At 71.0% G+C, this 12,860-nt stretch carries 14 protein-coding genes; 11 read left to right on the forward strand and 3 right to left on the reverse strand.

Annotated elements, in window-relative coordinates; translation table 11 throughout:
• Positions 1 to 2 precede the first annotated feature (2 nt).
• Entirely contained in the window at positions 3 to 893 is an 891-nt protein-coding gene (locus tag ACZ4TG_RS34235) for an SMI1/KNR4 family protein (RefSeq protein ID WP_468170891.1), read from the reverse strand.
• Between the two features lie 187 nt (positions 894 to 1,080).
• Here ACZ4TG_RS34235 and ACZ4TG_RS34240 point away from each other — a divergent pair, with 187 nt between their 5' ends.
• Together ACZ4TG_RS34240 and ACZ4TG_RS34245 are read left to right on the forward strand one after the other, a co-directional pair.
• The gene (locus ACZ4TG_RS34240; protein WP_468170894.1) at positions 1,081 to 1,413 is read left to right on the forward strand and encodes a hypothetical protein; all 333 of its coding nucleotides are present in this window, start codon (positions 1,081 to 1,083) and stop codon (positions 1,411 to 1,413) included.
• An 80-nt stretch (positions 1,414 to 1,493) separates the two neighbouring features.
• On the forward strand, positions 1,494 to 1,940 hold the full coding sequence (locus ACZ4TG_RS34245) for a hypothetical protein (protein WP_468170898.1): 447 nt from the start codon (positions 1,494 to 1,496) through the stop codon (positions 1,938 to 1,940).
• Between the two features lie 142 nt (positions 1,941 to 2,082).
• Here ACZ4TG_RS34245 and ACZ4TG_RS34250 read toward each other — a convergent pair whose 3' ends face one another.
• Positions 2,083 to 2,994: a LysR family transcriptional regulator gene (locus ACZ4TG_RS34250; RefSeq protein ID WP_468170901.1), complete on the reverse strand. Its 912-nt coding sequence runs from the start codon at positions 2,992 to 2,994 to the stop codon at positions 2,083 to 2,085.
• Positions 2,995 to 3,064: 70 nt separating this feature from the next.
• Between ACZ4TG_RS34250 and ACZ4TG_RS34255 the strand changes: the two genes are divergently transcribed.
• The 9 genes from ACZ4TG_RS34255 to ACZ4TG_RS34295 all read left to right on the forward strand — a co-directional run bounded on the left by ACZ4TG_RS34255 (position 3,065) and on the right by ACZ4TG_RS34295 (position 12,719).
• Positions 3,065 to 4,015 (forward strand): NAD-dependent epimerase/dehydratase family protein, encoded by a 951-nt coding sequence (locus ACZ4TG_RS34255; protein ID WP_468170904.1) that lies wholly within the window; start codon positions 3,065 to 3,067, stop codon positions 4,013 to 4,015.
• A gap of 14 nt (positions 4,016 to 4,029) precedes the next feature.
• Entirely contained in the window at positions 4,030 to 4,992 is a 963-nt protein-coding gene (locus tag ACZ4TG_RS34260) for an aldo/keto reductase (protein WP_468170907.1), read from the forward strand.
• 34 nt (positions 4,993 to 5,026) lie between these two features.
• Positions 5,027 to 5,182, forward strand: coding sequence for a hypothetical protein (locus ACZ4TG_RS34265; protein ID WP_468170910.1), 156 nt, complete (start codon positions 5,027 to 5,029; stop codon positions 5,180 to 5,182).
• A gap of 265 nt (positions 5,183 to 5,447) precedes the next feature.
• Positions 5,448 to 6,041 carry an MBL fold metallo-hydrolase gene (locus ACZ4TG_RS34270; RefSeq protein ID WP_468170912.1) on the forward strand — a complete coding sequence of 198 codons (594 nt, stop codon included), beginning with the start codon at positions 5,448 to 5,450 and terminating at the stop codon, positions 6,039 to 6,041.
• A gap of 655 nt (positions 6,042 to 6,696) precedes the next feature.
• Positions 6,697 to 7,962, forward strand: a complete 1,266-nt coding sequence (locus tag ACZ4TG_RS34275) for an NlpC/P60 family protein (protein WP_468170915.1) — start codon at positions 6,697 to 6,699, stop codon at positions 7,960 to 7,962.
• A 317-nt stretch (positions 7,963 to 8,279) separates the two neighbouring features.
• The gene (locus ACZ4TG_RS34280; RefSeq protein WP_468171090.1) at positions 8,280 to 9,197 is read left to right on the forward strand and encodes a GlxA family transcriptional regulator; all 918 of its coding nucleotides are present in this window, start codon (positions 8,280 to 8,282) and stop codon (positions 9,195 to 9,197) included.
• A 135-nt stretch (positions 9,198 to 9,332) separates the two neighbouring features.
• Positions 9,333 to 10,319, forward strand: a complete 987-nt coding sequence (locus ACZ4TG_RS34285) for an AraC-like ligand-binding domain-containing protein (RefSeq protein WP_468170918.1) — start codon at positions 9,333 to 9,335, stop codon at positions 10,317 to 10,319.
• Between the two features lie 274 nt (positions 10,320 to 10,593).
• On the forward strand, positions 10,594 to 11,814 hold the full coding sequence (locus tag ACZ4TG_RS34290; RefSeq protein ID WP_468170921.1) for a glycosyltransferase: 1,221 nt from the start codon (positions 10,594 to 10,596) through the stop codon (positions 11,812 to 11,814).
• 230 nt (positions 11,815 to 12,044) lie between these two features.
• Positions 12,045 to 12,719, forward strand: coding sequence for a DUF4097 family beta strand repeat-containing protein (locus tag ACZ4TG_RS34295; protein ID WP_468170924.1), 675 nt, complete (start codon positions 12,045 to 12,047; stop codon positions 12,717 to 12,719).
• Here ACZ4TG_RS34295 and ACZ4TG_RS34300 read toward each other — a convergent pair.
• Complete coding sequence (locus tag ACZ4TG_RS34300) at positions 12,700 to 12,852, reverse strand: hypothetical protein (RefSeq protein WP_468170927.1); 153 nt, start codon at positions 12,850 to 12,852, stop codon at positions 12,700 to 12,702. The genes ACZ4TG_RS34295 and ACZ4TG_RS34300 overlap by 20 nt on opposite strands.
• Positions 12,853 to 12,860 lie beyond the last annotated feature (8 nt).

The following is a 12,860-nucleotide window of genomic DNA, read 5'->3' on the forward strand; positions in this document are numbered from 1 at the left end:
CGCTACTCGTCGTCCTCGTCCGTCGCGGCGCCCCAGGCCGGCAGGGACGTTCCGGCCGCGGTCGTGATCCGGAGCACCTCACACCCCATGAGCTCAACAGCGGCGAAGAGACGCCGGCGAACCTGTTCGCCGGCTTCGGGCGGGAAGTCGATCCGGATCTGGTGGGGCCGGGACGCGTCGTAGGTGAGCAGCCAGTCGGCATCGACGATCGCGAAGTGGTCCTGCCCCATCTCGTCGTGCTCGGAGCGCCAGGAACCCCGGTCCGAGGTGGGAGCCAGTGCCTCGCGCAGGATCCGCAGCCGCTCGGGGTGGGAGAGGGGGCCCTCGGACAGGCGCAGGCACCTGTGCGTGCGGGGGCGGAAGGCGGTGAACCACGGCGCCAGGCCCGGCTCCATGTCTCCGAGCAAGCCGGAACTGACCTGTCCGCCGGCCCAGCCCTCGATGAACCCGGTCGCATCCATGCGATGCGTCTCGTACCGGCCCTCGCTGCTCCACACGACGACGGGCCATTCCCCGGGGTCCCCGTGGGTGAGCCAGCAGAGCCGGTCGGCGTCCATGGTGGTGCCCCAGATCAGCAGCCCGCCCGGAGCCGGGTGCAGCGGATGTGGGTAGTGCGCGCGGTCCCGTTCGGGAGATTCCGTGAGGTGGGCGCTCTGCCACTCGATGCCGTTGTGCTCGTTCGTACCGAACGGCGTCTGGAGGTAGAGGAAATCGCAGAACCCTCCCCAGCCATAGGCCGCGACAAGACGTTTGTAGTCTTCGGGCAGCCGGGTGCCGATCACGGTCTCCACGGTGGTCCAGTCCCCCTGCGCGTCCACGGGTCCGGCCGCCGGCGGCGCCACGAGCTGGACCAGCCGGTCGAGGTCGGTCGCGGTGGTCTTCGAAGCAGCCATGGAGGCAGCGTAGGCATCGCCCCGTCCCGGCGGCGAGGACACCGGCCCACTTCGTCGCGCGCGACCTGCCGCGGCACACGATATGAGCATCCGGCCGCCGCGATCTGAGTACCCGCACTCATCCCCCCATCGCCGCCGGCCTACCAGACTTGGTGCGTCACCACAGGTCAGCGCCAGGGAGTCCGACATGTACGCAGCAGCCGCACGCCAGAGGACGACTGCGCCGAACAGCGCCCTCGTGGTGGCCGCAGCGGTCCTCTGGACCGTCACCGGGACGGCTGTGGGGATGATCCTTCTCCTCGTGACCGTGCTCAGCCTGTTGGGCACGGCGACCGGTGGCGACATGACCGAACTGATGCTCTGGCCGGTGTACACCCTCGGCGGCGCGGGCGCGGTCCTCACCCTGCTCTACTTCGCCCCCGGCATCCGGCGTCTGTCGCGCGAGGCCCGCTTCACACTGCTGGGCGCGCTGGCCTGCCCCGCGCCCCTTGCCTTGGTCATCTACATCATGACCAGGTAGGTGGCGGTGGCGCCGTCGTTCGCGCGTCACGAGTCCGTCACAGCCGCACACAGGCCCCGTCGTCCCGGCAGAGTGGTCCGATGCGCACCCGCCACGCCATCACCCGCCACGCCATCACCCCCCATGCCATCACCCACCGCGCCATCCTCCTCCTCACCGCCGCCGGGGCCATCGCTCTCACCGGGTGCTCCGACCCCGACGCCGACCACGCGGGGATGAGCGACGAAGGCAAGACCACGCCCGCATACACGGTCATCGAGGACACCGACCGCACAGCCGCGCTCCTGATCCCCGACGCCACCGAGGAGTCCGCGACCTTGGCGCTCGACAGATGGGTCGGCAGGAACATCCGTGGCCGCCAGACGTTCACCGTCCAGGTCGTGCGCACCAAGGACGCCGACACCGCTGTCTGCCGTGCCACCTACTACGTCGACGAGCAGACCGCCAGGGCCCAGACCGGGCACGCCGTCGAGTCTGGTTCGTGGCCCTATACCCACGTCGAGTGCCCCGCCCCGGCCGCGCCCTGACCGCGGGACAGACGTAGACGGCTGCTACGGGCATCGCCTGACCGATGCTCCGAAGCTCCGATGATGCGATGCCCGATCGGCGACCGGCCGGTCAAGGCCACCCGCGGCGGGATCACCCGTGGCGGGATCACCCCTGGCGGGATCAACGCCCCTCGTGCTGCTGCATCGCCTGCTCGCGCAGGGCGTGGATGAGCGTCGTGACGTGGGGCCGGTCGCCACGGCTGATCGCGGCGACGCCGATGTACCGCATCGGCCCCGGCGAGTTGATCGGTACGGTGCACAGGCCAGGGATCTCCGGGGCGAGCGCAATGGAGGGGATCAGGGAGATTCCCATGCCCGCGGCGACGAGCGAGCGGGCGAAGAAGTAGTCGGTGGTGGTCCCGCGCACGTCCGGATCGAAGCCGGCGCGCTCGGCGTAGCGGCGCAGGTACACCTCGGTCTTCAGGCAGCCGAGCACCCAGGGCTCGGCCGCCAGCTCGGCGAGGTCGAGCGTGTCGCGGTCGGCGAGCCGGTGCCCTTGCGGCAGGACGACGTGCAGGGGGTCCTCCAGGAGCGGCGTCCACTGCAGGCTGGAGCTGGGGCCCGGCCCAACGGGTAGCGGGCCGTCGAAGTGGTAGGCGAGGGCGAGGTCCACGGCACCCTGGCGGACGAGCGGCAGGGTGTCCTCCGGTTCGCCCTCCCTGATGTGGAGCACGGTGCCGGGATGGGCAGCCATGAGCCGGGGGAGAGCGGCGGGCAGCAGGAGCCTGCCGCCGCTGGTGAAGGTGGCGACGGTGAGTTGGGTACGGCCGGTGCGGAGCCGGGCGACCTGCTGTTGTGCGTGGCCGAGCTCCGCGGCGACGGATTCGGCGGCGCCGACCATGATCTGGCCGGCCTGTGTGAGGGTGACGCCGCGGGTGCTGCGGGCGACGACCTGGGCGCCGAGACTGCGTTCCAGGGCGGCCACTTGCTGGGAGACGGCCGAGGGGGTGAGGCGCAGAGCCGTGGCCGCCCGGTTGAAGCTGCCGTGCTCCGCCACCGCCCGCAGGACACGGAGCCGCTGCACATCGATCAACAGTTTTCCTTAATGCGCATCCAGCAAGTCGGGACTTCTGCTGGTGACGATAGGTCTCCAGGATGAGGGCATGCAAAGGATCTGCGTCATCGGCGGAAGCCGGTACTTCGGAAAGCTGCTGGTGAAGCGCCTCCAGGCCGCGGGCCACCAGGTCACCGTGATCAACCGCGGCTCCACCCCGCCGCCCGCCGGCGTCCAGCACCTCGTCGTCGACCGGAACGACGAAGCCGCCCTCACGACCGCCCTGACGGCCGCGCTCGACTCCCGCACCTTCGACGTCGTGGTGGACCAGGTCTGCTACACCCCGGTGCAGGCCGCTGTCGCCGCCCGCGCCTTCGCCGGCCGCACCCGGCGCTACGTCATGACCTCCACGATCGAGGTCTACGACCCCGCGACCGCCGCACTGCCCGCGGTGCCTCCAGGCACGCCGGTGCCGGAGGAGACCGTGGACCCGGTCACCTGGCTGGTGGCCATGGACCTTCCCTGGCACGACGACGCGTACCTGGAGGCGCACTACGCCGAGGGCAAGCGCCAGGCGGAGGCCGTCTTCACCCGCGCCGGCGGCTTCGAGTTCGCCAGTGTGCGCAGCGCCCATGTACTCGGTGGCGGCGCGCGGGAGTTCACCGGCCGACTGGCGCACTACACCGGACGCATCACCAAGGGCGAAGAGATCACTGTGCACGAGAAGGCGCTGCCCACGGTCTTCATCCCCTACGAGGAGCTGGCGGACCTGCTGCTGTGGGCGACCACGGCCGACTTCACCGGTCCGGTCAACGCCTGCTCCGACGGTCCGCTCGACGTACACGACCTCGCCGCGATCGTTGCCGCGCAGGCCGGCCGGGAGCCCGTCTACCGGACCGTCCCGGCGGGCGAGGAGGCTTCGCCGTTCTCCTTCGACCGCCACTACGCCATGAGCAACACCCGCGCGACGGAGCTGGGCTTCTCCTTCTCCCGCACCACCGACTGGCTGCCCGGCGCCGTTGCCGAAGCCCTCGCCGCCGAGCCGTCACCCACCGCCTGAGGAACTGAGCCGCCATGTCGTCGTACCGCACCATCGCAGACACCGCCGTCAGCGCCATCGGCCTGGGCGCCATGCCGCTGTCCATCGAGCACCGACCGGACGAGGCGCGCGCCATCGCCACCGTCCACGCAGCGCTCGACGCCGGCGTCACGCTCATCGACACCGCCGACAGCTACCACTGGCACGCCGGCGAGGTCGGCCACAACGAACTCCTGATCGCCCGCGCCCTGGCCCGTTACGGCGGCGACACCTCGGGCGTCCTGGTCGCCACGAAGGGTGGCCGCGGCCGGCCCGGAGACGGCAGCTGGACCGTCACCGCCACCCCCGCCCACCTCAAGCGCGCCGCCGAGGCTTCCGCCAAGCGCCTGGGCGTCGAGGCCATCGGCCTGTACCAGCTGCACAAGCCGGACCCCGCCGTGCCCTGGGCGGAGTCCGTCGGCGCCCTGCGCGAGTTGCTCGACGCCGGCACGATCCGCGCCGCCGGACTCTCCAACGTCACGACCGCACAGATCCGCGAAGCGCACGCGATCCTCGGCGACGGGCTCGTCTCCGTGCAGAACCAGTACTCTCCCGCCGTCCGCGACAGCGAGCCCGAGCTGCGGCTGAGCACACAGCTGGGCCTGGCCTTCCTGCCCTGGAGCCCGCTCGGCGGCATCTCCCGCAGCTCCCTCGACGGCCCTTCCGACCGCACTTCGGCGGGCGCCACTTCGGCGGGCGCCGCCTCCTCCGGCGCCAGCTCCGCCGGTCGCACCTCCTCCGGCCGCACCTCCGTTGCCACCGCCTGCCAACGCATCGCAGCCGAGCGCGGCGTCAGCCCGCAACAGGTCGCCCTGGCCTGGCTGCTGGCCCGCTCCCCGGCAGTGATCCCGGTACCGGGAGCCAGCCGCCCGGCCTCCATCACCGACTCGGCCAAGGCCGCGGACCTCACGCTGAGCACGGAGGAGCTGGCACACCTTGAGGACGCGGTGCCGGCCTGAGACGAGTCACGGGGCGTCGTTCACGCCGGCCTCCGTGCCGCCGCCCCGGATCGAAGGCGCCCCCGGCGAATGGCTCGCCACCGCCAAGGCCAAGTCCGCCCCGGCCGAAGGCACCAGGCTCCTCACCCCCGGCGACAACACCGTCTGGCAGGTCAAGGGCGGCAGGAAGCGCGCCATGAGCGCCGACTAGTTCGGCACCGGAAAGCTCGGCTTCAACAACGTCGTCAGCGTCCCGGCCTCCTACGTCGCCACCCTGCCGACCGCCTGACCCGGCGGCCCGTCACCCGCGGCCTCACCCACCACCCCGTACGCGGCTCCGTTCCACGGAGCCGCGTACGGCTGTTTCCACCGGGTAGCGCTGCGGACGCGGGCGATCGAGAGAGTGGCACTAATCCTGCGATCAGTGGCAGCGCGGCCACTCGTACGGCCCCCGCATACCCGGCAGACTTCAGGGCATGACAGACGCCCCGCTCGGCCGCAGCGCCAAGTACACGATCCTGACCACCGGTTACACGACCTCCACCGGCCCCGGAGTCGCCGCCACCGTCTCCTACGTCACCGACGGCGAGCACCACGTGATCGTCGATCCCGGCATGGTGGCCGGCCGCGACCGGATCCTGGGTCCGCTGGCCGAACTGGGCCTCGGCCCCGACGACATCACGGACGTGATCCTCAGCCACCACCACCCGGACAACACCATGAACGTGGGCCTCTTCGGCAACGCCCGCGTACACGACCACAAGGCCATCTACCGCGACGACCAGTGGACCGACCGCGACGCGGAAGGCCACGAACTCACCCCGTCCCTCAAGCTGATCCGCACTCCGGGGCACAGCGCCGAGGACATCACCCTGCTGGTCGGCACCGACACCGGCGTGACCGCCTTCGTGGGCGACCTGTGGTGGCGCCCGAACGGCCCGGTGGAGGACCCGGTCGCCCCGGACCACGACCTTCTCCTGACCTCCCGACTCCGGGTCCTGGCGACGGCGGACACCATCGTCCCGGGCCACGGCCCGGCCTTCCCGGCCGACGACACCGCCCCGCGCTAAAGCCACGGCAGCCGACGGTAAGCCGTCATCGGGGTAACCCGCTCGCGCCTGCCAGATTCCAGATCCCCCGGGTATTCCTGGGCCGCCCCGGACCCCACGCCCACGGACCCCGCCGCCGGCCGCGCCCCCAGCGGCGGGCGGCGGCCCCGGCGGCGGCCCTCGCCCCGCACGCCTGCTCCGGCAACACGCCCGGCCGCCCGGCGGCCTTGAGCACCAGCACCCCCGGCTCCGACCCGGCATAAGGGGACCGCGCCGTCTACGAGCCCGCCCGGGCCCCGCCCGCTCGCGGCGCCGGCACGCCCGTACGCCCGAACGTGCCCCCTTCTCCGTACCGCGCGCAGCCCCTCCGCGTTCCTCCGCGTTCCTCCGCGTTCCTCCGCGTTCCTCCGCGCCCGCCGCCGTCGCCCGCGCATCAGCGGGTCGTGCGGCCGGGAACGCCGCAGGCAGCAGCCGTCCCGTACGTCCCCGTACTCCTGCCGCGACGCGGCATCACGTGCGTTCCCACCCCTCCGCGCCGTCCGTCAGAACGACCGCCTCACGCCCGCCAAGGCGACGAGGCGCCCTACGGCGCGGTGCGCCCGCCGACCTCGGCACCCACACCAAAACAACACCCACGCACACCCAACACCCACCTTCCTTCTCACCAGGAGTCACCTTGTCCGTCAAGGCATCCATCCTCAAGGGCGCGAGCATCGTCACGGCCGCCTGCGCCGCTTCACTCGTCCTGTCCGCCGTGCCCGCACATGCGGAAAACCCCCTCCCGAAGCCGTCCGCCGCCGCCATCGAAGCCATGGACAAGGGCGGAGCCGGTCAGGGCGCCTCCATCGCACCGTCCCAGGCCGCAGCCGGCCCCTCCATCACCCGCAGCGAGGTGATCAGACGTGCCGCCTCCTGGGTCGGGATCGGGCTCAACTACAGCTGGGACAACACCTACCAGGGCTACCGGACCGACTGTTCCGGCTTCGCCTCGATGGCCTGGCGCCTCGGTACCCCCGGCCTGGACACCACCAGCTTCGTCCCCGCCGGTGTCGCCTCGTGGATCGGCAAGAGCGAGCTGAAGTCGGGCGACGCCATGCTCAACGACGCGGCCGGCGCCAACGGCCACATCGTGATCTTCGGCGGCTGGGCCAACTCCGCGCAGACCTCGTACATGGGCTACGAGTTCACGGGAAGCGGGATGCACTACCGGGAGATCCCGTACCCCTACTACTCCGGCCACGGCACCTTCCGGCCTGTCCGCAACAACAGCATCGTCGACGACGCCGTCGGCGACCTGCCGGTGTCGGGCAATTGGGATGGTGGGGTTGCGGGGAACGTCGGCATCTGGCGGAACGGGATGTTCCATCTGCGCAATGACGATGGTTCGACAACGTATGTCGACTGGGGTGTCGGTAAGGATCTGCCGGTCTCCGGTAACTGGGATGGTGCGGGTCCGGACAACGTGGGTGTGTTCCGTCCGTCGACGGGTCAGTTCCATCTGCGGATGGATGACGGGAGTCTCGCGCTCATCGACTGGGGTGTCGCCAATGACCTGCCGGTTGCGGGGAACTGGGACGGTGGGGCCGCGGCGAACGTGGGTATCTGGCGTGACGGCAGGTTCCACCTGCGTAATGACGACGGCTCGGCCACGTACATCGACTGGGGTCAGGCGGGTGACCGGCCGGTTTCCGGTAACTGGGATGGTGCGGGTCCGGACAACGTGGGTGTGTTCCGTCCCTCGACGGGTCAGTTCCATCTCCGTATGGATGACGGGAGCCTGGTCGTCCTCGACTGGGGCGTCGGCAACGACATCCCGGTCGCCGGCAACTGGGACGGCGGTCCGGCCGCCAATGTCGGTATCTGGCGTCCTTCCCAGGGCCGTTTCCACCTGCGCAATGACGACGGTTCGGCGTCCTACATCGACTGGGGACAGGCCAGGTAAGCCCTGAGCTCCCTTTCCGCCCCGGGGGCGCGGTCTGCCGCGCCCTCGGGCCGGTCGGCCCGACCACCCATCAGCGACCCACCACCGAACGGCATGCGTCTGACCGGCCCTTCTGACCGGCCCTTCACAGAGCCGATGGCAACCACCCCGCCCCCGTCGAGAGGATGTGACCCGTGGTCAATTTCTCGAACACACTCCTGTGGCCGAGCGTTGCGAGTGCCCTCTGGCCCGAATGCCACTCATCGCAGGAGGGCTGCGATACTGCGCGGGTGCCCGCCTTCAAGACCGTCGCCGCGTACGCCCCGTCCGCGGCCGGCATGCTCGCGGTCGGGATCGTCGCCGAGGTCTTCGGCCCGCACGGCAGCGGAGCCCCCGGCTTCGACTTCGCCCTGTGCGCCGACCAGCCGGGAACGGTCCGTACCGACGTCGGCGTGCCGCTGACCGTCGAGCACGGCCTGGACCGGCTGGCCACCGCCGATCTGGTGATCGTCCTGCCCGGCGCCGACTTCCGCACGCCGCCCGGCCCCGAGGTGCTCGGCGCCCTGTCCGCCGCACACGGGCGGGGCGCGCTGATCGCCGCCCACTGCGTGGGTACGTTCACGCTCGCCGCGGCCGGACTGCTCGACGGGCGCCGGGCCACCACGCACTGGCGCTTCGCCGACCTGCTGAGACACAGCTACCCGAGCGTCACCGTGCAGCCCGAGTCCCTGTACCTCGACGAGGGGCGGATCGTCACGGGAGCCGGGGCCGCGGCAGGCACCGACCTGTGCCTGCACCTGATCCGGCGCGAGCACGGCGCCGCCGTCGCCAACCACATCGCCCGCGACATGGTGCTGCCCTCGCACCGCGACGGCGGCCAGGCCCAGTACCTCGCCGCTCCCGTCCCCGAGGACGGCGAGGACGAGCGCCTCGCCGACGTGCTCGCCTGGGCCCGGGAGCACCTCCACGAGGCGCTGCCGGTCTCGGAACTGGCGTCGCGCGCCGTGATGAGCAAGCGCTCCTTCGCCCGCCGTTTCAACGCCGCCACCGGCACCACCCCGCACGCCTGGCTGCGGGACCTACGGCTGAGCAGAGCCGAGGAGCTCCTGGAGACGACGGACCTGCCGGTCGAGGAGATCGCCCGCCGGGTCGGCTACGGCAGCGCGGCCGTCCTGCGGGACCAGTTCGTACGCCGCCGCGGCGTCCCGCCCCGCTCCTACCGCCGCTCCTTCACCCGCATCCCCGACACGAACTGACCCCGCAACCAGTACCAGTACCCGTACCCGTACCAGTACCTGGGTCCGGCAACGGGGTGATAATTGATCAGGTGGCGGTGGGGCGGAGCATGGAATGTGCGACTTGCCGGTGAGGGACCGGTTCGCTGCCACGCCATGGGTGCGGGGGATTGCGTGGGATCAAAGGCTGCGTCGGATACTTCCGTGCCGTGCGAGGACAGGTTCGAGTGGTTCTACGAGACGCTGTCCAGCGATCTGATGCCCGTCACGCTCAACACCCGTCACACGGGCGAGTTCCGCGCGCGGATCACGGATGTGGACCTCGGCGTGGTGCGGTTGTCGACATTCGCCTACTCGCCCGTGCTCGCACGCCGCACCTCGGCCCATGTCCGGCAAAGCGATCCCGAACAGTTCCTGCTGGCGCTCGTCACTCAAGGTGCCATCAGGAGTTCTCAGCGGGGCAGCGAGTCGGTCGTCACGGGCGGCCTGGTGCTGACGGACACATCGCGGCCGATGGAGAGCGAGGCAGTCTGTGCCAACGGGCAGGTCGAGGCAATCGTGCTGCAGATCCCCCGCGCGAACCTGCCGCTGGGCCCGGACCGGTTGGACCGTCTCCTCGCCCGGGAAATCCCCGCGAGCGGGGGGTCCGCTGCGATCCTTGCCGGCTTCCTGAAGACACTTCTCACCCATGGCCCGAGCTGCCACCCCGAGGAGCTGCCCGGGATGGGGACCGTCGCCCTCGACCTGGTCGCCTCGTGTCTGGCGCGGCAGCTCGGGACCCCTGACGAGGCACCGGCCGAGGCCCGCGCGCAGGAGAAGCTCCAGCGGATCATCCGCTTCATCGAGAACAACCTGGGCGATCCGGACCTGACCCCCCAGTTGATCGCCGATCGGTACAGCATCTCTCTTCGCAGTCTCTACGCCCTCTTCCGCGACCAGCCCGTGAGTGTGGCGGCACGGATCCGCCAAGGGCGACTCGCAGGCGCGCACGCCGACCTTGCCCGCCCGGAACTGAGTGGTCAGCCCGTGCAGACGATCGCGGCCCGCTGGGGCTTCCCCAGCGGCACCGCGTTCAGCAGGGCGTTCCGCGAGGCCTACGGGATCACCCCGACCGAACACCGCAGCGCCCTGCATGAGCCGTAGCGCGTAGCACGTAGCACGTAGCACGTAGCACGTAGCACGTGGCACGTGGCACGAAGCACGCAGCACGTAGCGCGTGGCACGTAGCGCGCATTGCACATGATCCCTGCACGCCACGCACATTCGTGCACTTCGCGCGAGCCTAGATTCACCTACGTGCTGGTGACAGCACATCGGCGCGTACCGGCGGTGGACGAGCGGGCTCCGGAAGTCGGACTGGATTGCCGATTCCGGGTGCCCGGCGCCGGGCGGGAATCCACGGAAATGAGAGTGTGAAATGCGTGTGTTGTTGTCGGCCTATGATTCGCGCGGGGGCGTCGAGCCGCTGGTGGGGCTCGCGGTGCGGTTGAGGGGGCTCGGCGCGCAGGTGCGGGTGTGCGCGCCGCCGGACGAGGAGTTCGCGAAGCGGCTGGCCGCGGTCGGCGTGGAGATGGTGCCGACCGGGCAGTCGGTGCGCGCGCTGGTGACCGGTAAGACGCCGCCGTCGCCGGGGGGTGTGCCCCGGCGTGCGGCCGAGTTGGTCGCCGCGTTCCATGAACAGGTCACGGTGGCGGCGGCCGAGGGGTGTGACGTGGTGGTGGCGACCGGCCTGGTGCCGGCCGTGGCAGGGGTGAAGTCGGCGGCCGAGAAGCTGGGCATCCGCTACGTGTACGTGAGTTACCAGCCCGTCAGCCTGCCGTCGCCGCACCACCCGCCGATCCCGCGGCCGGGCCGGCCGCTCCCCGCTGATGTCACCGACAACCGGGTGCTGTGGGACCGGGACGCCCACGACGCGCAGGCGGTGTTCGGCGAGGCGGTCAACACCCACCGGGCATCGGTCGGTCTGCCGCCGGTGGACAACGTCCGCGACCACGTCTTCACCGACCGGCCGTGGCTGGCGACAGATCCGGTCCTGGCCCCGTGGCAGCAGCCGGCGGACCTCGACGTGGTGCAGACCGGCGCGTGGGTCCTGCCGGACGAACGCCCGCTCCCCGCCGACCTGGTGGCGTTCCTGGACGCCGGTACGCCGCCGGTGTACGTGGGCTTCGGCAGCATTCCGATGCGCGATCCGCAGGACGTCGCCCGGGTGGCCATCGAGGCGATCCGCGCGCAGGGCCGCCGCGCGGTCGTCTCCGGCGGCTGGGCCGACCTGGCCCTGATCGACGACCAGGACGACTGCTTCGCCGTCGGCGAGGTCAACCACCAGGCACTCTTCCGCCGGGTGGCCGCCGTGGTCCACCACGGTGGCGCGGGCACGACGACGACGGCGACCTGGGCCGGCGCTCCTCAGGTCGTGGTACCCCAGGGGGCGGACCAGCCGTACTTCGCCGGCCGGGTGGCCGAGCTGGGCATCGGCGCGGCCCACGACGGCCCGACCCCGACCGTCGATTCCCTGTCCGCCGCGCTTGCCACGGCCCTGACCCCCGAGACCCGCGTACGAGCCACCGCCGTGGCCGGCACGTTCCGCGCCGACGGCGCGGCGGTGGCCGCGAAACTGCTGCTCGACGCCGCCGGCTGAGAGCGGGTTCCCAGCGCGATCTGCCACCGCGGGGGCCTCCAGACCTGCGTTCACCTCCACGCCATTGCAACGAACGTACGGCGTGCGTTGCGTTAACCCCAAGCTTCGTTGCAACGATTTATGGGCTCTCACCTGCATAAATAAAACATCCATGCAACGCATCTGTTGAGGGATCTTTGAATGCAACGTAGCTTTCTCTCATCAGAAACAACGAGTCGCAGGAGAGCGCGATGCAGAAGTTCCACACCCCCGCCCTGGTCTCCACCATCCTGGACATCCCCGCGGGACGTATCCGGTTCATCGCCGCCGACCGGTCCGACACCACGGTCGAGGTCCTCCCCGCGGACGCCTCCAAGAGCCGCGACGTGAAGGCGGCGGAGCAGACGAAGGTCGCATACACCGATGGCGTCCTGCGGATCGAGGCTTCACCGGCGGTGAAGAACCAGATCCTCGGCGCTTCCGGATCCATCGAGGTCACGGTCCAGCTGCCCGCCGGCTCCCACGTCGAGGCGAAGGCGGCCAGCGCTGAGTTCCACGGCGTCGGGCGCCTCGGCGACGTTGCCTTCGAGGGCGCGCACGGCTCGGCCAAGCTCGACGAGACCGCGAGCGCCCGCCTGGCCCTCCAGGCCGGTGACATCTCGGTCGGCCGCCTGGGCGGCCCCGCGCAGATCAGCACCGCCAAGGGCGACATCCACATCACCGAGGCCGTGCGCGGCACGGTCGAACTGCGCACCGAGGCGGGCGAGATCCAGGTCGGCGCCGCCCGCGGAGTCTCCGCCTCCCTGGACGCCGGCACCGGCTACGGCCGGATCCACAACGCGCTCAAGAACACCGAAGGCGCCGAAGCCCAGCTCGACATCCACGCGACCACCGCCTACGGCGACATCACCGCCCGCAGCCTGTAAGAGGGGCACCCGGCCCGAAGAGCCCGAAGAGGCCGCCGAGCCGGAAGAGGCCGCCGAGCCCGCCGAGCCCGACGGGGTGCAAGGCGGGCCGCACCTCCCACGGCGACATCGCCGTCCACCGCTCCTGATCCACAGATCCAC

The sequence above is a fragment of the Streptomyces sp. NPDC028314 genome (genome assembly GCF_055565795.1).